Genomic DNA, 21,009 nt, shown 5'->3' on the forward strand with positions numbered 1-21,009 from the left:
AATGCAATTTTAATTTACATATTGTTACTTTTTTCAAATTAAAGCAAACTAGTTTTAAAGAACAGGAGATCATGAATATGACAAGTAAATATAAACGAATCGTTGTCAAAATTGGGACCAGCTCCATCATCAATTCTGATAACAGTATTAATATGAAAACAATTCACACGTTATCATCCGTGTTGAGTCAATTAAATCAAAACGGCCATGAGGTGATGTTGGTTACTTCCGGTGCCGTTGGTGTCGGTATGAACACCATTGGATTAAAGACGCGTCCTACCGACATTGGAAAACTACAAGCTTTGTCCGCCATCGGTCAAAGTGAACTAATGGATTTATACTCCGATAGTTTCAAGGAATCAGACCAAACCGTGGCGCAACTACTATTAACACGTGACGTGGTTGACTATCCTAAGAGCAGTGAAAATGTACTTAAAACCATTAACACCCTTTTAGATGATAAGGTCATCCCCATCATCAACGAAAACGATGCCGTCTCAGTCGACGAATTCAATCACCAAACTAGCTTCGGTGAAAACGACCAATTAGCAGCCATCGTGACTAACTTTGTCGATGCTGACCTACTAATCATCCTATCCGACATCGATGGATTGTTCGATGCCAACCCGAAGGACAATCCGAACGCAAAACTACTATCATGGGTACCAGAAATTAGCGATGACTTGATGCAAGTTGCCGGTGGCCACGGTTCACAATACGGAACCGGTGGTATGCAAACCAAACTAAACGCCGCAAAAATCATCTTAGATAACCACCGTAAGATGGCAATTCTAAATGGTGATAATCCAGCAATCATCAACGACTTCATTTCTGGTCGCCCCGTTGGTACCTACTTTGGTGCCGAAGCTATGGAGGGTCGTACAAATGAATAAACAAGAATTAATTCAATTAGGCAAAAACGCTAAAAAAGCCAGCTTCCAATCAGCTGGCCTATCTACTACTACTAAGAACGACATCTTAAAGCAATTCGCCAAGGCAATTGTTGATAAGACCGATGAAATTATCGCTGCCAACCAAAAGGATTTACAAAATCCTCAAATCGAAGCCAAGTTCATCGACCGTTTAAAACTAGATAAAAAACGCATCTCTGACATGGCCAACGGCCTAATACAACTGGTCGGACTAGCTGATCCTACCGCTAAGATTGATGGCGGATGGGAAACTGAAGACGGCCTTAGAATCGTCAAACAACGTGTCCCACTTGGTGTCGTCGGTATTATTTATGAAGCCAGACCAAACGTCACAATCGATGCCGCTGGTCTTTGTTTCAAATCCGGTAACGCCGTCATCCTCCGTGGTGGGAAAGAATCAATCAACTCTAACGTCGTTTTGGCCGATATCTTACGTGATGTCTTAAAACAAAACGACTTAGATGAAAACATGATTCAAGTCATCGATGATCCATCGCATGAACTTGCTCAATCATTCATGGAACTAAACGACTACGTCGATGTCCTAATCCCCCGCGGAAGCGCCCGCTTAATCCAAACCGTATTAAGCAATGCAACCGTACCAGTGATTGAAACCGGTGCTGGTAACTGCCACATCTACGTTGATAAGGATGCCGACAAACAAATGGCACGAAACATCATCATCAACGGCAAGGTGCAACGCCCTTCCGTATGTAATGCCACCGAAAAGGTATTAATTCATAAGGATGTCGCTGATGACTACCTACCAGACATCATCAGTGATTTACGCGAACGCGGTGTTGAAGTCCGTGGTGACGAAGCCACTCGCGCAATCGTAGACGACGTTATTCCTGCCACCACAGATGACTGGGACACTGAATACAATGCATTAATCATCTCCATTAAGGTGGTTGATTCCAGACAAGCAGCCATTGATCACATCAATGAACACGGAACTCACCACTCTGAAGTAATCGTTTCTAACGACTATGCTGCGGGAGTTTCATTCCAACAACAAGTTGATGCTGCTTGCGTTTACGTCAACGCCTCATCTCGTTTCACCGATGGTTTCGAATTTGGTTTCGGTGCCGAAATAGGTATCTCAACTCAAAAGCTCCACGCCAGAGGCCCAATGGGTCTAGAAGCATTAACTTCATATAAATACGTTATTAATGGTGACGGACAAACAAGAAAGTAAATAAAAAAGAGCTCAACAACAATCGTTGAGCTCTTTTTTGTGTTTATTTAATTTTCATAACGTCGTGCTTGTTCGCTGTAATTACGCGGTTACCTTTGATTAGGTAAAACCCTTTATGACCTTTCTTCACAATCTTGTAAACCGGAATTTTTGTCCCCTTCTTTTCCAATTTACGACCAGATTTGTGTAGCGCAATGGTCTTGTATGAATATACTTTATTAGCCTTTACATCAATCTTGAATAATTGCTTAGCTTTTTTAACAACCTTCTTAGCAGTCTTTCTTGTGTACTTGTTATGACCACTGGTAGCTGGAATCTTCCAATTAGCTTTACCTGCTTTCGCATCTTTTAATTCCTTCACAGCGGCTTGGTATTCCTTCTTAGCGGCAGCTAAGGTTGCTTGGTCAACTTTCTTAACTGTGACAGTCTTTCCTCCATAGCTTTTAGCTTTGTCTTGAAGTGCTTTTAGTTGGTCAGTGTAATATTGAACGTATTTCCCACATGCCTTATTCCATCCTTGAGCATTCGCGATTTGAGCATCGTTATCTTGAGATGCATATTGTGCAGTATAGAAATCTGTTAAGACTTGTTGGTATGATGGGTCGTTATCACTTGTTGCGTTCACCTTTGCATTTGCAGCATCTAATTGCTTTTGTAATACTTCTTTTTGGTCTAAGTAATATTGTAAATCCTTTTTTGCTGATGCCAATGAATTTTGTGAGTTAACTATGTTGTTTTGAGCATCAGTAATTTGCTTTTGCAAATCAGCAGGAATACCACCTTGCACTTCAGTAACCTTTGTCCCCTTACTTAACTTGTCAAATTTTGCTTTTGCAGCGTTAACCTTGTTTTGTGCAGCTTGAATATCACTCTTAGCATCCGCATGCGCTTGAGTGCCTCGTGTTGTGACAACACCAACCCCCAAGATGGCACCTGCTGCCATTGCAGTCATTAATGCTTTGTTCATATTAATATCCCCCCAGATATAAAACATATGTATTAATTTAATTACTTATAAATAATACCATTAAAAAGATAAAAATAAGAAAACAATAAGAGTATTAATCTTTTCTTAACAAAGCAAGACACATATATACAAAAAGAGCTCAACAGCAATTGTTGAGCTCTTTTCATTTAGGAACTTATTATTCCCATTCAATTGTCGAAGGTGGCTTACTAGTAATATCATATACTACACGGTTTACCCCTTCTACTTCATTTGTGATCTTAGTTGAGATTTCTGATAAGACATCCCAAGGAATCTTAGCGAAATCAGCAGTCATTCCATCAATGGAATTAACGGCACGGATAGCGATGGTGTAGTCGTAAGTACGACCGTCACCCATCACACCAACACTTCTAAAACCAGGTAGAATGGTGAAGTATTGCCAAATATCCTTATCTAATCCAGCAGCGGCAATTTCGCGACGTAGGATGTAGTCACTATTTCTAACAATTTCTAGCTTGTCTTCAGTAACTTCACCGATAACACGAATCCCTAGACCAGGACCTGGGAATGGTTGACGCCATACTAAGTAGTCAGGCATACCCATTTCTTCACCCAAGCGTCTAGTTTCGTCCTTAAATAATGAACGAACTGGTTCAATTAGTTTGAATTGTAAGTCTTCTGGTAGACCACCAACGTTATGGTGAGACTTGATAGTTTCAGCAGTGTTAGTACCACTTTCAATAACGTCAGTGTATAGAGTACCTTGAGCCAAGAAATCAACATCCTTAAGTTTCAAAGCTTCTTCATTGAAGACTTCGATAAATTCATTACCGATAATCTTTCTCTTTTGTTCAGGATCAGTAACACCGGATAACTTGTCTAAGAAACGTTTGCTTGCATCAACTTGGATGATGTTTAGACCAAACTTACCTTCTAGACTATCCATTACTTCCTTCACTTCGTTCTTACGAAGTAGACCGTGGTCAACAAAGATACAAGTTAGTTGATCACCAATGGCCTTATTCAATAACACACCTGTTACACTTGAATCTACCCCACCGGATAGACCTAAGATAACCTTCTTGTCGCCAACTTCTTCTCTGATTTGCTTGATTTGTAAGTCAATAAAGTCATTCATTGACCAGTTAGCTTCTGCGCCACAAACGTTAAACACGAAGTTCTTTAGGATGTCAGTACCGTACTTGGTATTTCTAACTTCCGCATGGAATTGAATTCCATAGAACTTTCTAGCGGTATCTTGCATTGCAGTAATTGGGCAACCTTCAGCAGTTGCCACATTTTCAAAGCCATCTGGAACCTTACGAACAAGGTCTCCATGACTCATCCAAACTGGTTCTTCCTTAGGCAAATCTTTGAATAGTTCCGCATTATCAGAGGTAATGTCGATGTCAGCGTGACCATATTGTCCATGGTCTTCTCCATCAACTTGTCCTCCACCTAGGTTATATGCCATTAGTTGCATACCATAACAAATACCTAGAATTGGAATATTCATTTCGAAAATTTTAGGATCAACAGTTAATGCATCTTCTGCATACACACTGTTAGGACCCCCAGAGAAGATAATCCCTTTAGGGTTAAAAGCCTTGATTTCGTCGATGGTCATATCATGGGGCTTTAGTTCAGAATATACACCAAAATCACGAATACGACGGGTGATTAATTGATTGTATTGACTTCCGAAGTCAAGCACCAAGATTTTATCAAACGATGATAAATCCATTTCAGCCAAACCATTCACTCTCCAATCATTAAATTGTATTTATCATACATAGAAAAATGAATGGCGTCAAATTAAATCTAGTACTTTCTAAGCAAAATTTTATCGATACGATGGTTGTCCGTTTTGTGAATAATTAGGTCCGCCCTAGTCTTGGTAGGCTTAATATTTTCCAACAAATTAGGTAAATTAATTTGTTGCCAAACATCCTTGGCAGTCTCGATGGCCTTCTTACGATCGGTGTGAGCCATTTCGTAGTAGTAGTTAGATGGATTTTGGAATGCGGTATCCATTAGCTCTTCGAAACGTTCGATGTACCATTGTTCAATCAAGTCATCATCGGCGTCGATATAGATGGAGAAGTCGGTAAAGTCGGAAACGTAGATTTGTTGGTTACTTGGTAGTTGTAACGTGTTAATCCCTTCGATAATCAAGACGTCTGGTTGGTCAATGATATCGAACTTATCTGGAATGATGTCGTAGACGTCGTGTGAGTATACCGGTGCTTTGACGTTGTGTTTTCCTGACTTCACTTCGTTTAAGAAGTTAATCAATGACTTCATGTCGTAACTTTCTGGGAATCCTTTTCTGTCCATAATGCCACGACGTTTTAACTCAGCGGAATTGTACAAGAATCCATCGGTAGTGATTAATTGGATTTTCTTGTCTTCAAAGTATCTTGATAGTAATACTTCAAGTAGTCTGGCGGTAGTAGACTTACCAACGGCCACACTTCCGGAAATCCCGATGATAAATGGCACCTTACGGTCTTGTTTATCCAAAAAGGCGGTCTTGGTCTTTTGCCATTGGTTGAAGTTTTGGGTACAAAGGTCCAACAAATGAACGATGGGAATATAGACGTCGCGCACGTCTTGGATGGAAATCTCATCGTTAAAGGCCTTGATTTGTTTTAGCCCGTCGGTAGTAACGGGAATCGAGCGTAACTTGTATAAGTCCTTCCACTCGTCTTTCTTAAATGCGTAGTAATTGATTGGATCTGACAATTTTACGCCTCCGTTCAAATAAAAGTAGTACGTCCATAATACCACCGAACATCTTAGAAACGACATAAAAGCGCCTAATCCCTATGGATAGGCGCTTTTATTTGTTACTAATTGCGATTATTGTAAATCATATAAATCGCTAGGCACAACATCAAACAAATGAGTTGGCTTTCCTTCAGCGATAATTGTTAGTTCATGCATGGCACGAGTACAGATTGTGTAAACCAATTGACGGTCTGCTTCGTCACCAAAATGTTTGTCATCTGCGTCAAACATAACCACAGAGTCAAATTCTAGCCCTTTAGCAAGGTAAGCAGGTATTACTAGGGTTCCAGTAGTCAAGCGTTGGTTTTCGGTCTGTATAAGCGTATTTTTTACGTTTCTGTCGTCTAATTGTTCGGATAATAACTTCGCATCAGACAAAGTTTTGACAATAATGGCTGTTGTATCGTGTTTTTCCATATCATTATCGATTCTAGCAACTAATTTATCGAGTGCGACATCCCTATTTTCTACCACTTGCATGACTGGTTTGTCCCCGACACGCGCGAATGATTCGATTTGGCTACCGCCTTCTAGAATGTGCTTAGTGAAGTCAGTGATTTGTTCAGTTGAACGGTATGACTTAGTAAGTTGCACGACGTTAGTCTTTTCAGGATCAAACATGGTTGATAGTTCTGATAGCAATGTATGACTATTTTCATGAGTGAAGATAGCTTGGTTCAAATCCCCTAGTAGTGTGAAACGAGCACGTGGGAAAGTGAACTTCATAAATGCCATTTGGAATGCGGTGTAGTCTTGGACTTCATCAATGAATAGGTACTTGATGTCGGTCTTAGGACGTTTACCTGAGATACGGTCGAATAGGTATAGGTATACTGAAACATCTGACATTGAGATGTGACCGTTCTTCATTTGGTTGATTGAAGTATCAACTGACTTGACCCAGTCTTCCTTGGTTAGGTCGTACTTGGATAAGTCGATTAGGTTTGGCACGTTTCTTAAGAAATGCACTAGTTGGTTGTTAACCCCTAGGAAACGACCGTGGACGATTTGTTTTCTAATACGCTTAAATGCACCGATAACGATGTGTCTTGCTAGGAAGTCGAATTCCTTATCAGCATTTTCGAATTCGTCTGGATGGGCGTTTTGCACGGCTTGAATTTGTTCTCTACTCAAGTCTTGCACAGCTTGTTCTACCCATGGTTTCTTCATTTCGACTTTGACACGACGGTTCAAAATCTTGATTAAGCGTTCCTTGGTAGCATCTAGACGGTTTCTTAGGTTGTAATTTTCATTGAAACTGTAATAAATTTCTGCGATTTGTTCCTTTGAGATAAAGATATCGCCTTGGAACTTCAAGTTCTTGAACTTCATGTCTTCACTGTTCAAGTGGTTAGTGTAGGCAGTTTCAGCCTTGAAGAATTCTAGACTGTTCTTTAGGTTATTAATGTTTCTTAGTTTCTTGTCTTCTGAATTATCTTCTTCAAAACGTTCTGAAAGAGTTTCAACCTTAAACTTAGGGACACGCAAACTACTGTATTGGTAGTAAGTCATTTGCACCATGTTTTGTTCACCCAATTCAGGCAAAACTTGATTGATGTAATCGTTAAACAATTGGTTAGGTGAGAACAATACGACTTGCGCTGAACTTAGTTTTCCTCTGTATTGGTACAATAGGAAAGCGACACGTTGCAATACTGCTGCGGTCTTACCAGAACCAGCGGCCCCTTGCACGAATAACAAGTCAGACTTGGTATCTCTGATAATTTTGTTTTGTTCTCTTTGGATGGTAGTAACGATACTCTTCATCTTGGTATTGGACTTACCATTTAGGTTATCCAATAACATTTGATCTCCAACCACTTGGTCGGTATCAAAGATGGTTTCAATCTTGCCATCCTTGATTTGGAATTGACGTTTTAAAGTCACGTTTACGGTTTGTTCACCCATTGGTGTGTGGTAGGTCAATTTACCAATTTTGCTATCGTAGTAGATACTCGAAATTGGAGCACGCCAGTCATAAATCAAGTAGTGATCTGGACTATCGGCAAAAGAACCTAAACCGATATAAATAGTTTCTGCCTTGTGTTCGCCTTCTTCTTCGAAGTCTAGACGAGCAAAATAAGGACGTTCTTGCATCTTGGCAAGCTTGTCGTATTCCTTAGTTGCATGTTTCCAACTATTTTCACGTTCTTCTAGCATTTGTTGTTGTTGGCGAATGGAGACTGATGTTTCCATCATTCCAGAATAAGTACTGGTCTTCAAACGCACATCATTATAGAAGTTTTTATTGATATCGTGTTCATCTTTTTCGGCACGATTTATTTTCTTAACGGCTTCAGCTTTGGCAACTTCGACCTTGGCTAAAACATCATTTAAGTGTTTTTGTTCTTGTTCTTTAATTGATTCAGACATTTGAGCTACGCTCCTATCTTAAAATTTGGTTATTAATTCTAGCACATATATGATAGAAAGAAAAGTCATCACAGACTTAACCTAATCTTTTCTCTACCTCTTCCATATATGATAAAATGTAGGCATACAAATATGTCAGGAGGTTTTTTCTGATGATTAACATTTATCTTGTTCGTCATGGACAAACTTATTTAAATAAATACAACCGTATTCAAGGAATCGCTAACGCCCCTCTTACTGAAAAGGGAATTGCCGATGCCATTGATGCCGGAAAAAGATTAAGTTCAATTACATTCAATCACGCATATTCCAGTGATATGCCTCGTGCTTTTGATACTGGAAAATATGTATTGCAACAAAATCCCTCAGATATTGAAGAACCTATTGCAGATAAAGCTTTCCGTGAAGAAAACTTTGGTTACTTTGAAGGAAACGATAGCGAAGCTGCATGGCACCAAATTGGTGGACCAGACGGCATGGACAATTATGCCAAGATGATTAGCAAACTAGGTATGGGGGGTACAGCCGATTTAATTGCTGCCCACGATCCATACGGTGATGCTGAAAACAATCAAGACTTATTGAATCGTTTCATCCCTGGCTTAAAGAAAGTCATTCAAAACGCTAACGACGGTGACAACATCATGATTGCGGCTCACGGTACCATCATCAGATGGGCTGTTGACCAATTCAAGGATGACACCATCGACGTTTCCGAACCAATCGAAAACGGAAGTGTTTCAAAGCTAGTATCAAATGCTGACGCCAGTGAAATCAGCGTTGAATACTACAACAACTTAAGTGAAAACGTCTAATCAACGTAAAAATAACCGTTACTTAACAAAGTAACGGTTATTTTTTTAGCTGTTTAGCGATCCTTGTACATTTGAATTTCGTCATCGGCAGCACGAACATAATGGTTAGGAGCAATTTCAACTAACTTACGTTGCTTTCCGTCACTTTCAACACTTGCATCGTAATCTACGATCTCACGTTGTCTTTCAAATTCAGGGTCCGGTACCGGAACAGCTGAAAGTAAACTTCTAGTGTAGTCGTGTAATGGATGAGCATATAGTTCATCGGCATCAGCGATTTCTAACATACGACCATAGTGCATGACACCGATACGGTCACTAATGTATTTAACCATTGATAAATCATGGGCAATAAATAAGTATGTTAGCTTACGTTTCTTTTGTAAGTCCTTAAGTAGGTTAACTACTTGGGCTTGGATTGACACGTCCAATGCTGAGATTGGTTCATCGGCAATGATGAACTTAGGTTTAACAGCTAAGGCACGGGCAATCCCAATTCTTTGACGTTGTCCACCAGAGAATTCATGCGGATATCTATTGGCATGTTCTTTGTTCAAACCAACAGTTTCCAATAATTCTTCGACTTGGGCATCACGATCAGCCTTGTCTTTGGCTAAGTGGTTAATGTCGATACCTTCTGCAATAATGTCTTTAACCTTCATACGAGGGTTTAATGATGCGTAAGGGTCTTGGAAGATAGTTTGGATATCACTTCTGAATTCTTTTTCATCTTTTTTAGTCTTTAATTTTGAAACATCTTTACCTTCAAAGATGATTTCGCCGCCTGTTGGTTCATACAAATGACTAATTGCACGACCTGTGGTTGTCTTTCCGGAGCCAGATTCACCAACTAGTCCGAAGGTTTCCCCTTCATGGACATTGAAGGTAATATCATCAACAGCTCTAACTTCGTCTTTACGACCAACGTTAAAGTATTGTTTTAAATTCTTTACTTCTAAAATTTTTGGTGCATCTTTATCTAACATATTGTCACCACCTATCCTTGTTTAGTATTTTTAAAGTGTTCTTGACGCTTTACGATGTCAGCTGGTGGAGTCACCTTAGGAGCTCTATCATCTAACAACCATGTTGCTGCGTAGTGAGTGTCAGAAACTTTAAAGAATGGTGGTTGTTCAATTGTGTCAATCTTTAATGCATACTTATTTCTAGCAGCAAATGCATCCCCTACTGGTGGTTCCAATAGGTCTGGAGGAGTACCTGGGATTGATGGTAATACATCTTCGTCAGTATCCAAAGTAGGCATTGAACCTAATAATCCCCAAGTGTATGGGTGCTTTGGATTGTAGAAAATTTCATCAACAGTTCCGTATTCAACGATTTTACCCGCATACATAACTGCAACACGATCAGCCATTCCTGCAACTACCCCTAAATCATGGGTAATGAAGATGATTGAAGTGTTAATCTTAGTTTGTAATTCCTTCATTAATTCCAGAATCTTAGCTTGGATGGTAACGTCCAACGCAGTGGTTGGTTCATCAGCGATTAAAATTTCTGGGTAGTTTACTAACGCAATCGCAATCACGATTCTTTGTCTCATCCCACCAGAGAATTGGTATGGGTAGTCATTGATTCGTTCTTCGGCATTAGTAATACCTACAAGTTTCAACATTTCCAAGGCTTTAGCCATTGCTTTTTCTTTGGATAAACCTTGGTGAATCATTAGTGGTTCAGCAACTTGACGACCAATCTTCATAGTTGGGTCTAATGAAGTCATTGGATCTTGGAAGATTTCAGCAATCTTGCTACCACGTAATTTACTTAATTCTTTTTCATCTAGTTTTAAAATGTCTTGGCCATCGAATTCGATGCTTCCGTCGACAACATCAGCGTTGGTTGCGTTCAAACCCATAATGCTTCGAGTAGTTACTGATTTACCAGAACCTGATTCCCCAACGATTGCTAGGGTTTCACCCTTCTTCAAATCAAAACTAATGTCACGAATGGCTTGAACAGTACCCGCGTAAGTTTTGAAATTAATTGATAAATTTCTAACTTCTAGGATGTTTTCCTTGTTTTCCATTCTTGTCACCTACTCTCTTGATTTAGGGTCAAATGCATCTCTTAGACCATCACCTAAAATGTTGAATGCAATCATTAATAATGAAAGAACGATTGCTGGAACCCACATTTGATATGGTAAGAATTGGAATGACTTTTGACCGTTACTAATCAAAGTACCTAATGAAGCTGCTGGAGCTGGAACCCCAATTCCGATAAATGATAGGAATGCTTCGAAGAAGATAGCACTTGGAATAGTGAACATAGTATTAATAATGATCACTGAAGTTAAGTTTGGTAATAAGTGCTTGAAAGCAATCTTAAATGAACTTTCACCCAGCGAACGTGCAGCTAGCACGAATTCTTGACTCTTTAGTTCAAGTGTTTGAGCACGAACTAAACGAGCCATGTTGATCCAACTGGTAAATGCAATCGCGATGATGATTGCAGGAATACCAGGTTTTAATACCAATAGTAGAAGAATCATAACAACTAGGTTAGGAATTGATAGTAGGATTTCGATGACACGTTGCATGAAAGTATCAACTTTTCCACCAATCCAACCTGAGATAATTCCGTAAGCAACCCCGATAGTTAAATCGAAGAAAGTTGCAACAACGGCGATTAATAGTGAAATTCTAGTACCGAATAATGTTCTTGCGAACAAGTCACGACCTAAGTAGTCACTACCTAACCAGAAGTGATGGTTAGCAGCGGCACCAGTATAGGCGTTAACACGTGCTCCACCTTGCACTAAAGTTCCGTTAAATCCAGGAATGTCAATTCCAGGAATACGTGGTGGTAAGTTGTTTAAGTTTGGATGAGTTGAAATGCTGCTGAATGCAGGAATCAATGCTGATCCAAATGATACGACAAATAAGAAAATCAAAATGTATAGTGAAATCATTGCCGCTTTGTTTTTCTTTAGGCGACGCCATGAATCCTTCACAAAAGTAAGAGAAGGAGCCGCAATTTTTTCATTATCTAAATGTGCACCATCTGATAATGGTTCAAAGGCGTCTTTTGGTAGTTGTTTTGCTTTATCTGCCATTTTATTCTCTTCCCCCTGCTACTCTGATTCTTGGATCGATTATTCCGTATACGATGTCGGTGATTAATAATACGACACATAATAGGAAACAATACATAACTGTAAGTCCCATGATTGTTGGGTAATCGTTAGTTAACACTGAGTTAACGAATTGTTCACCAATACCTGGAATTGCGAAAATGTTTTCAACAACTAGTGATCCAGTCATGATGTTTACGGCCAATGGCCCGATGATTGTTACCAATGGGATTAAACTATTTCTTAGAGCATGGTGGTAAATAATACCGAATTTGCTTAGTCCCTTGGCTCTTGCTAGTTCAATGTAGTCTGAACTTAAAACGTCAACCATTTCAGTACGTACGAAACGTGCTGATTCGGCTAATGGCATTGCTGCCAATGCTAATGTTGGAAGAATTGTGTATGCAAATCCACTCCAACCGGCGATTGGTAGTAATCCCCACTTCAAAGCAATTACGTATTGTAGTAATACTGAGAAGACGAATGATGGAATTGAAATTCCTAGAATTGAGATGATAGTCGTTGAAGTATCAACCCAAGTACTCTTCTTGATTGCCCCGATAGCACCAACAATGATACCAGCGATAACACCGACAACCATTGCTTGAGCACCCAATAGAAGTGATGGTCCCATACGACTTGAGATTAGGTATGAAACTGGTTGATCACTGAATTGGAATGATGTTCCAAAGTTACCGTGAACAGCGTTCACTAGGTAACTAATGTATTGTTGCCAAACTGGTTTATCCAAGCCGTATTGTTTTAACACCATGTAACGTTCGGCTGGGGAAAGTTTGGCTTCGTTAGTCAACGGTGTTCCTGGCATTAACTTCATTAAGAAGAACGTCACAGTCACAACTATGAATAACGTTAATAACAAGTAAAAAACTCGTTTTGCTAAAAACTTAACCATATTTTTTTATCCTCACAATCTTTCGGGAAAATGCCCCTTTATGTACGGAAGAGTTTTAGATTCGACTATATCCATTATAGTAGTTATCTAAAACTCTTCTCAATGAAAAAACTTAATTTAATTTAACTTTTTACTTTTTTGAAATTGTAGCATCTCTAAAGTCATATGATGAACCTGTAGGGAAGAATTGTACACCACTTACACGAGGCTTGATAACACGTGATTGAACTTGGTGGTATAGAGGGATAATTCCTTGATCAGCCATCAATTCTTTTTCAGCATTTACTAAATCGTTCCAACGTTTTGCAGGGTTGTTTGCGTCTACGCCTTCAGCGTTCTTAACGTATGCATCGTATTTAGCATTACTCCACTTACCGTTGTTGTACGAACCATCAGTAGTAAATAATTGTAGGAATGAAATTGGGTCTGGAAAATCAGCTCCCCATGCACTAACAACCATGTCGAATTGACCATTTTGTGAACGAGTCAATCTTGACTTAAATGGAATGTTTTGTGCAGATACCTTTAGGCCAGGTAGTTTTTCTAGAGCGGTTTGTAGGAATTCAGTAGTCTTCTTACCAGAATCTGTATCATCTGATAGGATTGAGTAGTTAACTGACTTCTTACCAACTTCTTTTAGACCCTTAGCCCATAGTTTCTTAGCTTCTGCTAAGTTGTAAGTTACACCTGTCTTAGTTCCAGCGTATTCAGTAAAGTCTTTACCGTTACGTTTTGACATGTCTGGTGATACGTAACCTACAGCTGAGATTGAACCGTCACCTAAAGTGTTCTTAGTGTATTCATCACGGTCAATTGCTAATGAGATAGCCTTTCTAATGTTGGCATTCTTAAAGATAGGATCTTTCTTTTCATTTAATTCAATGTAGAAAGTTGAAGCCTGTTTCAATGCATGATATTCACTTGAATTCTTGTACTTACCAACTTGTTGTGCACCAGCTAATTGAACTGAGTCAAGTTGCCCAGTTTCATATTGATTTAATGAAGTATTAGCATCATTTTGAGCATTAATCTTAATACCTGCAACCTTAATTTTACTTGCATTGTAGTAATCTTTATTCTTGATTAAGTTCCATGAGTTGTTTGTACCAGTCCATCCTTCGACCTTGAATGGTCCGTTGTAAACCATGTCCTTGCTTGATGTACCATAAGCTGAACCAAATTTCTTAACTGCTGATTCGCTTTGTGGTAAGAAAGGTGCCATAGTTACTAAGTACTTGAAGTAATCTTGAGGTTTATTCAATGTAACAACAAGTTTGTAATCACCATCTGCCTTTACACCTAATGATGAAACCGGTGCCTTACCCTTGCCAATTGAATCAGCATTTTCAATGTCTGAGAATAAGTATGAGTATTGTGAGGCTGTCTTAGGATTTACAGTACGTTGCCAACCGTAGACGAAGTCCTTCGCAGTTACAGGCTTACCATCACTCCATTTCGAATGACGTAAGTTAAATGTATATGTTTTACCATCTTTTGATACCTTGTAACTTTCAGCTACACCAGGTTTCACTTTATTGTTAGTAGCACTAATTAATAGTCCTTCATTACTATTATTTAATGTACTAAAACTAAGTGTATCGGTTGCTTTAGAAGCATCTAGTGTAGGTAACTGTGAATTTTCTTGCCAATTAATATACTTACTTGTGGATTCCTTTGAAGAATTACCACAAGCCGCTAGTAGGAATGCTGATGCAGCACCAACAACCCCTAGCTTTACTACGGATTTCATTTTCATTTCCATTACCCCCAATTTCCTTACTAAAAAGTTTTTGTTTAAAAGGATTGTGAAAATAATACCACCAATCTATTATAAAGCGCAATACTTTTTCTAATTTATTTCTAATTTAGTTGAATATTTGTATCTTAAAAAGTAAAGAAAACGTTAATTTATCAGACCATTTAGATACATTAGATAATCTAATCATTATAAAAGATACACTCATAACTATATTAAAACTTTCTAATTTTTTCTCTTTTTATAATCATTCTTATTAATGATACGTAAATGGTATAATGGATAAAAATAACAAGGAGGTATTCATTTGGATACAGAACAACAAACTGCCGTTATCATCGGTTTAAACCTAGACAATGAGCAATTCGAGTACTCAATGACTGAATTAGCTGCCCTAGCTGAAGCTAATAACCTAGAAGTTGTGGCTCGTCTGGTTCAAAAGCTAGATCATCCCGATAAAGCCACATACTTCGGTAAAGGTAAAGTTGAAGAACTAAAGATGACCGTCTTGGATAAAGACGCTGACATGATCATTGTTAACGATGAACTATCACCTAGCCAAATCAGAAACTTAGAAAAACAAACTGAAACAAAAATCATCGACCGTACAGGTCTAATTTTAGAAATCTTTGCCAACCGTGCCAGAACTCACGAAGCAAAACTTCAAGTTCAATTGGCCAAGTTGCAATACCAACTACCTCGTTTGCACACCAGTGCTAGTCAACGACTAGATCAACAAACTGGTAGCGGGGGTGGTGGGTTCACCAACCGTGGTTCCGGTGAATCTCAACTGGAATTAAACCGTCGTGTGATTGAAAAGGATATTTCTCACATTAAACAAGAACTAAAGGATATCCAAAAATCAGACTTAACCCAAAGAAAGCAACGTGATGGCAAAAACATCCCTACTGTTGCCTTAGTTGGATACACCAATGCCGGTAAGTCAACCATCATGAACCAACTGGTTAACCGCTACGGCGAAAACCAAGAAAAACAAGTCATGGTTAAAAACATGTTGTTTGCTACCTTGGATACCAGCGTTAGAAAACTAATTTTTGATGACAACAAAACTATGTTGTTATCTGACACCGTTGGTTTCGTAAGTAAGTTACCTCACCAATTGGTGAAGGCCTTCCGTTCTACTTTGGCCGAAGCTGCTAATGCGGATCTATTGGTCCAAGTAGTCGACGAAGCCGATGAAAATAAGGAACTAATGATGAATACCACCGAACAAACATTGAAGGAAATTGGAGTCGAAAATATCCCAATGATTACCGTCTTCAATAAGGCCGATATCTTAGACGAACCTCGTCCCCAACGTGCCGGTGATAACCTAATCATGGCAGCACTTGAAGAAGACTCCATTGATGAATTAGTTCATATCATTAGGGAAAATAGCTATAAAAATTACGTCACAGAAGAATTCTTAATTCCGTTTGATAAAGGTGACATCGTCAACTACCTAAATACTAAGGCCAATGTGCTTTCAACAGAATATGTTGCCGAAGGAACCAAGGTTAAAGCAGAACTAACCGCAGTTGACAGTGAACGATTTAAACAATATCTTATTAATAACTAATTTTTTCCTAAGGATGTGATGAGATATCGACAATCAACTAACTGCAAGGTCAGCAATTAAAGAAAGTATTCCCACAATGTTTGGATACATTGGAATTGGACTAGCTTTTGGAATTATCGGGAAATCCCTTGGCTTTAGTCCCTGGCTAGTCGCCATCTTATCATTGACTGTTTATGCTGGATCAGCACAATTTATTTTGGTATCAATGATGGCTTTGCATAATCCAATCTTTTCGATTGTGCTAGCAATTTTTCTGGTCAACTCCAGAATGATTCTAATGAGTATCACCACCGCACCATATTTCAAAAATGATTCGATGTTAAAAAATATTTTAATTGGTTCTTTTTTAACCGATGAGAGTTTTGCGTTGGGTATGAATAAAGTTAACTACACAGATAATCAGTTAACGTTTACCTGGTTCAATACCGCTAACATCGTATCTTATCTAACCTGGGCTGGTGCCTCATTTGTCGGCGCCGTTGCCGGTAGTTTCATCCATAATCCATACGCGATTGGATTAGACTTTGCCCTTGTTGCAATGTTTATCGGATTATTATATCTACAAGTGATTGCCAAAAACGGTATGCCATTGAAATTAAAGCTACTGATGATTTTAATCACCTTCATCATGGTATTTATTGGATTAATCTTTATTCCAAGCAACCTATTAATCCTACTAGTAACACTAATTACTTGTCTGATTGGAGTGATTATCAAACATGTCTTCTTTTAATTTCACGCTATTAACCATCATTGGATGTACCTTAGTAACATGGCTTTCACGTGTATTGCCATTCATCCTGTTAAAGAAATTTAAACTATCAAAAACTGTTGAAGAGTTTTTAAGTTTTGTCCCCATCGTGATCATGGCAACGTTATGGTTCTCACAACTATTCGTCCAACACCTGGGCCACTTACCTTCAATCAACTGGGAAAACCTAATCGCATCAATTCCATCAGTTATTGCTGCCATCATCACCAAAAGTTTATTAGTAGTCGTGATTGTTGGGATTATCTCATTAGCAATCATTCGATTAATATAAATAAAAAGACCTAACTTTACGTTAGGTCTTTTTTTAGATTGTTTTAATTAATTCATCAACTTGGTTTTGCGCTTTCTGCCAATCATTATTTTCAATTATTGTTGCGACATCTTTCAAATTATCTGGAATTTCGATGTCGCGTTTGTATTCATTGCTGCTAATTCTTTGATTAACACGTTCAATGTCATCACCGCGTTTAATCATTCGTTCACGTAAGATAACCGGGTCGTTGACTTGGACAAACCAAACCATTGCTTGATCCCCTAGTTTTTCCTTATATGTAGATGCACCCAATGTATCTAAAACAATAATTGCTAAATCATTTTTGGACCATGCTTCGTTAATGCCCTCTATTGAGGATCCGTACTTGGCATTTGAATATTCAACGTGTTCCAATAAATGCAATTGATTAAATGATTCGTTATTTTCAAAATAATAATCAATACCATTTTGTTCACCATATCGTGGTGCTCTTGTGGTATGTGTAATTACTTTAGCTGCGTGGTATTTGTCAATCACGTAGTCGCTAAGAGAAGTCTTACCACTTCCTGCCGGACCGGTAATCACTATTAATTTCTTTGCATCCATTGGCTATCCCAGCTTTTCTACGATGTATTCGTTAGTCTGTTTCAAAATGTCTTTTAGGTTATCGAAGGTAACAATCTCCATTGCTTCATCAAAAGGAGCCCAGACATAGTCGCTGATTTCTTCAACTTGTAGTGTTACTTTATCACTATCGACTTTGGAAGTATAGAAAGTAACCACTTTATGGTGACCATTTTTCATGTCATAGTTTGCATCAATACTAAATTCGGTATCAATAGTGGCGTTAATGCCGGTTTCTTCCTTAATTTCTCTAATTGCTGCTTGTTCTAACGTTTCATCGCCTTCAACGTGGCCCTTAGGGAATCCCCAGAAGTCACTAGTAGCACTTTTTTCTAATAGGTAGACTGGCTTATTATCAACTACACGGTACACGATGGCACCTCCGTCAATCTCTGTTACCATAATCATCCCTCCACATTTGATTTGCTATCATTATATCATTTTGCTAGATTATCATTAAGTATTTATCAGTAAAACTGAATAGATGTTTTACTTAATCTGATATAATGAAAACAAACCTATACATAAGTTAGGAGAATAATTATGAAAAATCATCAATATGCAATTGCTGATTACAATTTAAAAGTTGCTAAGAATGAATTACGCGCTATTCATTTCTTAGACGAAGAAACTGATAAAATTAACAACCCATCAGCATTATTAAAACACTTCTTGATGACTTACTTTTTAGATTCACAAAGTTTAGCCATTCGAGGACAAAAAATATCACAAATCATGGCTAGTTTTGAAGATGACGCACTAACCTACCTAGACAAAAACGCCCCACTATCCAAGATTGCGTTTTACAACATTGCGTTACAACTTCTACAGTTCACAGTCGGTGAAGATTTCTTAATCGATAACTCCATCACTAAGATGCAAACTCTAAACCTACCAATCGCCGACGTTCATGATCCAATGAACCTATACGACGTGATTTGTGCATGGTATCTTCTATTGAATACCCACACTAAATACGGTGTGACTTTAATCGATTACCTAGCCGGTGAAGGTTACTTCGCACAAAACTACAATAAATTCGACAAACCACTTATCTTCAATGGTAAGAGCATGCCGGTCTACGACACTAACAACTTAATTCGTGAAGTTGTTTACGTTGAATCTCCGATGGATACCGATAATGACGGCAATTTAGACCTATTAAAGACTGAAATCATTCGTCCGAAGGAAAGCAACAAGAATGCCGTTCCTGTCATCTTTACTGCTAGTCCTTACAACCAAGGCACCAACGATACCGACGGTGAAAAGTTAACCCACAACGTTAACCTAGGTCTTAAACACAAACAACCTAACACTGTGTCCCTATCAGACATCAGCAAGAAGGAAAAAGACCCAGAACTACCTGCTGCACGTAACATTGAAGGTAAGACTAGAAAGGCTGAACAAACATTTAGCCGTGAACAATCATACACTCTAAACGATTACTTCTTGGCTCGCGGATACGCCGTTGTCTACTCCGCTGGAATCGGAACTTACGAATCAGATGGCTTTAGAACCACTGGTGACAAGTATGAAACCCTCTCAGCAACTGCCGTTATCGAATGGCTTGCCGGAAACCGTGTTGCCTTTACCAACCGTACCGACAACAACCAAATCGAAGCCTACTGGTCAAACGGAAACGTTGCAATGTCTGGTCGTTCATATCTAGGAACCTTACAAATTGCTGCTGCTACTACTGGTGTTGCCGGATTAAAGGCCTGCCTAGTTGAAGCCGCAATTTCTAATTGGTATGACTACTACCGTGAAAACGGATTAGTTATGGCTCCCGGTGGTTTCCAAGGTGAAGATGCCGATGTGTTAGCTGCCGAAACTTACAGTCGTAAGAAGTCAGCTGCCGAGGACATCAAGAACGAAAAGAAATGGGAAATCCAATTAACCAACATCACTAACGAACAAGATCGAGAATCTGGTGATTACAATGCCTTTTGGGACAAGCGTAACTATCTAAACGACGCTAAGAAGATTAAGGCCGACATGTTCTTTATTCACGGTTTAAACGACGAAAACGTCAAGCCAATTAATGTCGCTAACATCTGGCATGCCGTTGACCCATTAAATATCTCAAAGAAGATGATTTTACACCAAGGTCAACACATCTACATCAACGCATTCCAATCACTTGATTTCACCGACATGGTCAACCTTTGGTTCACCAACAAGTTGCTGGACGTTGAAAACGATGCCGACAACCTAATCCCTAATATCTTGGTTCAAGACAATGCTACCGACCAAAACTGGTATGAAATCGATGAATTCGACGAAGATGAAAGCCTAAAACGTTTCGAATTAGCTAAACCATCAGATGATTCTGAAGTTACTGACGACAAGGTTAGTTTCTCAGACTCACTAGACGAAAAGGACTTTGAAACATACTGCAATGACGTCAACAAGTGGGAAAACGACTTGGTAATTGGTGGAAGCGATGCTCCTATCAACGACAACCGTGTCATCTTTACATTCGACAAACTTCTAAAGGATGTCACTATCAACGGTAAAGCTCACATCCACTTGACTGCATCATCATCTAAAGACTTCGGTATGTTGAGTGCCCAACTAATCGATTTAGGTGAAGACTTCAGATTAAACGCTCAACCAGAATCTGTTGACCACGCTAAGATTCAATTAGGCTACCTATGGCGTGAAGATAGCCTTCGCGAATTCAAGATGAGTCGTAAGAAGACTCCATTCAAGAAGATTGCTGAAGGTCACATCAACATGCAAAACAGAAACAACGATTACCAAGTAAGTGATCTAAAAGCTGAAGAATTCTACGAAGTTAACTTTGATTTACAACCAAACGTATACAAGGTTAAGGCTGGACACCAACTGGCTGTTGTCATCTATGCAACTGACTTCGACAAGTCTATTCGTGGTAACCAAGATGTTAAGTACACTCTTGATTTATCAGACTCAGCTGTTGAACTACCCTTCAACAAGGACTAA

The 21,009-nt window shown here is 38.9% G+C and carries 18 protein-coding genes; 7 read left to right on the forward strand and 11 right to left on the reverse strand.

Translation table 11 applies throughout. The features are described from left to right. The first annotated feature begins 77 nt into the window (after positions 1–77). The gene (gene proB / locus RZ78_RS05360) at positions 78–893 is read left to right on the forward strand and encodes a glutamate 5-kinase (RefSeq protein ID WP_054608343.1); all 816 of its coding nucleotides are present in this window, start codon (positions 78–80) and stop codon (positions 891–893) included. After that, positions 886–2,130 (forward strand): glutamate-5-semialdehyde dehydrogenase, encoded by a 1,245-nt coding sequence (locus RZ78_RS05365; RefSeq protein WP_054608344.1) that lies wholly within the window; start codon positions 886–888, stop codon positions 2,128–2,130. The genes proB and RZ78_RS05365 overlap by 8 nt, the downstream gene beginning before the upstream one ends. Before the next feature lie 43 nt (positions 2,131–2,173). Here the strand turns inward: RZ78_RS05365 and RZ78_RS05370 are convergent, their stop codons facing one another. From RZ78_RS05370 to helD, 4 genes are all read right to left on the reverse strand, one after another. Next, positions 2,174–3,097 carry a hypothetical protein gene (locus RZ78_RS05370; RefSeq protein ID WP_054608345.1) on the reverse strand — a complete coding sequence of 308 codons (924 nt, stop codon included), beginning with the start codon at positions 3,095–3,097 and terminating at the stop codon, positions 2,174–2,176. A gap of 178 nt (positions 3,098–3,275) precedes the next feature. Beyond that, the gene (gene guaA / locus RZ78_RS05375) at positions 3,276–4,823 is read right to left on the reverse strand and encodes a glutamine-hydrolyzing GMP synthase (protein ID WP_081006921.1); all 1,548 of its coding nucleotides are present in this window, start codon (positions 4,821–4,823) and stop codon (positions 3,276–3,278) included. Positions 4,824–4,900: 77 nt separating this feature from the next. Continuing rightward, on the reverse strand, positions 4,901–5,824 hold the full coding sequence (gene coaA / locus RZ78_RS05380; RefSeq protein WP_054608347.1) for a type I pantothenate kinase: 924 nt from the start codon (positions 5,822–5,824) through the stop codon (positions 4,901–4,903). Between the two features lie 117 nt (positions 5,825–5,941). Next, complete coding sequence (gene helD / locus RZ78_RS05385; RefSeq protein WP_054608348.1) at positions 5,942–8,242, reverse strand: RNA polymerase recycling motor HelD; 2,301 nt, start codon at positions 8,240–8,242, stop codon at positions 5,942–5,944. A 152-nt stretch (positions 8,243–8,394) separates the two neighbouring features. Between helD and RZ78_RS05390 the strand changes: the two genes are divergently transcribed. Next, positions 8,395–9,057 carry a histidine phosphatase family protein gene (locus tag RZ78_RS05390; protein WP_308438157.1) on the forward strand — a complete coding sequence of 221 codons (663 nt, stop codon included), beginning with the start codon at positions 8,395–8,397 and terminating at the stop codon, positions 9,055–9,057. Positions 9,058–9,110: 53 nt separating this feature from the next. On the opposite strand, the gene RZ78_RS05395 is transcribed toward RZ78_RS05390, so the two are convergent. The 5 genes from RZ78_RS05395 to RZ78_RS05415 all read right to left on the reverse strand — a co-directional run bounded on the left by RZ78_RS05395 (position 9,111) and on the right by RZ78_RS05415 (position 14,817). Beyond that, positions 9,111–10,043 carry an ABC transporter ATP-binding protein gene (locus RZ78_RS05395; RefSeq protein WP_054608349.1) on the reverse strand — a complete coding sequence of 311 codons (933 nt, stop codon included), beginning with the start codon at positions 10,041–10,043 and terminating at the stop codon, positions 9,111–9,113. 11 nt (positions 10,044–10,054) lie between these two features. Beyond that, a complete protein-coding gene (locus RZ78_RS05400) occupies positions 10,055–11,101 on the reverse strand; it encodes an ABC transporter ATP-binding protein (protein WP_053795720.1) in 1,047 nt (348 codons plus the stop codon). A gap of 9 nt (positions 11,102–11,110) precedes the next feature. After that, complete coding sequence (locus RZ78_RS05405; RefSeq protein WP_054608350.1) at positions 11,111–12,130, reverse strand: ABC transporter permease; 1,020 nt, start codon at positions 12,128–12,130, stop codon at positions 11,111–11,113. A gap of 1 nt (position 12,131) precedes the next feature. After that, positions 12,132–13,061, reverse strand: coding sequence for an oligopeptide ABC transporter permease (gene opp3b, locus RZ78_RS05410; RefSeq protein ID WP_053795722.1), 930 nt, complete (start codon positions 13,059–13,061; stop codon positions 12,132–12,134). 130 nt (positions 13,062–13,191) lie between these two features. Continuing rightward, a complete protein-coding gene (locus RZ78_RS05415; RefSeq protein ID WP_054608351.1) occupies positions 13,192–14,817 on the reverse strand; it encodes a peptide ABC transporter substrate-binding protein in 1,626 nt (541 codons plus the stop codon). Positions 14,818–15,118: 301 nt separating this feature from the next. Here RZ78_RS05415 and hflX point away from each other — a divergent pair, with 301 nt between their 5' ends. Genes hflX through RZ78_RS05430 form a run of 3 tightly spaced genes read left to right on the forward strand, consistent with a single transcriptional unit; the run spans position 15,119 to position 17,439 of the window. Then, complete coding sequence (hflX, locus tag RZ78_RS05420; protein WP_424580133.1) at positions 15,119–16,396, forward strand: GTPase HflX; 1,278 nt, start codon at positions 15,119–15,121, stop codon at positions 16,394–16,396. Between the two features lie 25 nt (positions 16,397–16,421). After that, positions 16,422–17,129, forward strand: a complete 708-nt coding sequence (locus RZ78_RS05425; RefSeq protein WP_053795725.1) for an AzlC family ABC transporter permease — start codon at positions 16,422–16,424, stop codon at positions 17,127–17,129. Beyond that, positions 17,116–17,439 (forward strand): AzlD domain-containing protein, encoded by a 324-nt coding sequence (locus RZ78_RS05430; RefSeq protein ID WP_053795726.1) that lies wholly within the window; start codon positions 17,116–17,118, stop codon positions 17,437–17,439. Before RZ78_RS05425 ends, RZ78_RS05430 begins: the two co-directional genes overlap by 14 nt. A gap of 33 nt (positions 17,440–17,472) precedes the next feature. On the opposite strand, the gene RZ78_RS05435 is transcribed toward RZ78_RS05430, so the two are convergent. Together RZ78_RS05435 and RZ78_RS05440 are read right to left on the reverse strand one after the other, a co-directional pair. Continuing rightward, entirely contained in the window at positions 17,473–18,027 is a 555-nt protein-coding gene (locus RZ78_RS05435) for a guanylate kinase (RefSeq protein ID WP_054608353.1), read from the reverse strand. 3 nt (positions 18,028–18,030) lie between these two features. Next, positions 18,031–18,447, reverse strand: coding sequence for a bis(5'-nucleosyl)-tetraphosphatase (locus tag RZ78_RS05440; protein WP_054608354.1), 417 nt, complete (start codon positions 18,445–18,447; stop codon positions 18,031–18,033). Between the two features lie 141 nt (positions 18,448–18,588). On the opposite strand from RZ78_RS05440, the gene RZ78_RS05445 reads away from it, so the two are divergent. Beyond that, positions 18,589–21,009, forward strand: coding sequence for a Xaa-Pro dipeptidyl-peptidase (locus RZ78_RS05445; RefSeq protein WP_054608355.1), 2,421 nt, complete (start codon positions 18,589–18,591; stop codon positions 21,007–21,009).

The organism is Apilactobacillus kunkeei (genome assembly GCF_001308195.1).
In the GTDB taxonomy this organism is placed as follows: domain Bacteria; phylum Bacillota; class Bacilli; order Lactobacillales; family Lactobacillaceae; genus Apilactobacillus; species Apilactobacillus kunkeei_C.

Bases quoted from the DNA above. Each gene is read 5' to 3' on its own strand.
- RZ78_RS05430 (WP_053795726.1), top strand. From the start codon at position 17,116: ATGTCTTCTTTTAATTTCACGCTATTAACCATCATTGGATGTACCTTA.
- RZ78_RS05390 (WP_308438157.1), top strand. From the start codon at position 8,395: ATGATTAACATTTATCTTGTTCGTCATGGACAAACTTATTTAAATAAA.
- RZ78_RS05440 (WP_054608354.1), bottom strand. From the start codon at position 18,447: ATGGTAACAGAGATTGACGGAGGTGCCATCGTGTACCGTGTAGTTGAT.
- RZ78_RS05435 (WP_054608353.1), bottom strand. From the start codon at position 18,027: ATGGATGCAAAGAAATTAATAGTGATTACCGGTCCGGCAGGAAGTGGT.
- RZ78_RS05370 (WP_054608345.1), bottom strand. From the start codon at position 3,097: ATGAACAAAGCATTAATGACTGCAATGGCAGCAGGTGCCATCTTGGGG.
- RZ78_RS05365 (WP_054608344.1), top strand. From the start codon at position 886: ATGAATAAACAAGAATTAATTCAATTAGGCAAAAACGCTAAAAAAGCC.
- opp3b (WP_053795722.1), bottom strand. From the start codon at position 13,061: ATGGTTAAGTTTTTAGCAAAACGAGTTTTTTACTTGTTATTAACGTTA.
- RZ78_RS05395 (WP_054608349.1), bottom strand. From the start codon at position 10,043: ATGTTAGATAAAGATGCACCAAAAATTTTAGAAGTAAAGAATTTAAAA.
- RZ78_RS05405 (WP_054608350.1), bottom strand. From the start codon at position 12,130: ATGGCAGATAAAGCAAAACAACTACCAAAAGACGCCTTTGAACCATTA.
- RZ78_RS05415 (WP_054608351.1), bottom strand. From the start codon at position 14,817: ATGAAAATGAAATCCGTAGTAAAGCTAGGGGTTGTTGGTGCTGCATCA.
- proB (WP_054608343.1), top strand. From the start codon at position 78: ATGACAAGTAAATATAAACGAATCGTTGTCAAAATTGGGACCAGCTCC.
- helD (WP_054608348.1), bottom strand. From the start codon at position 8,242: ATGTCTGAATCAATTAAAGAACAAGAACAAAAACACTTAAATGATGTT.
- RZ78_RS05445 (WP_054608355.1), top strand. From the start codon at position 18,589: ATGAAAAATCATCAATATGCAATTGCTGATTACAATTTAAAAGTTGCT.
- RZ78_RS05400 (WP_053795720.1), bottom strand. From the start codon at position 11,101: ATGGAAAACAAGGAAAACATCCTAGAAGTTAGAAATTTATCAATTAAT.
- guaA (WP_081006921.1), bottom strand. From the start codon at position 4,823: ATGGATTTATCATCGTTTGATAAAATCTTGGTGCTTGACTTCGGAAGT.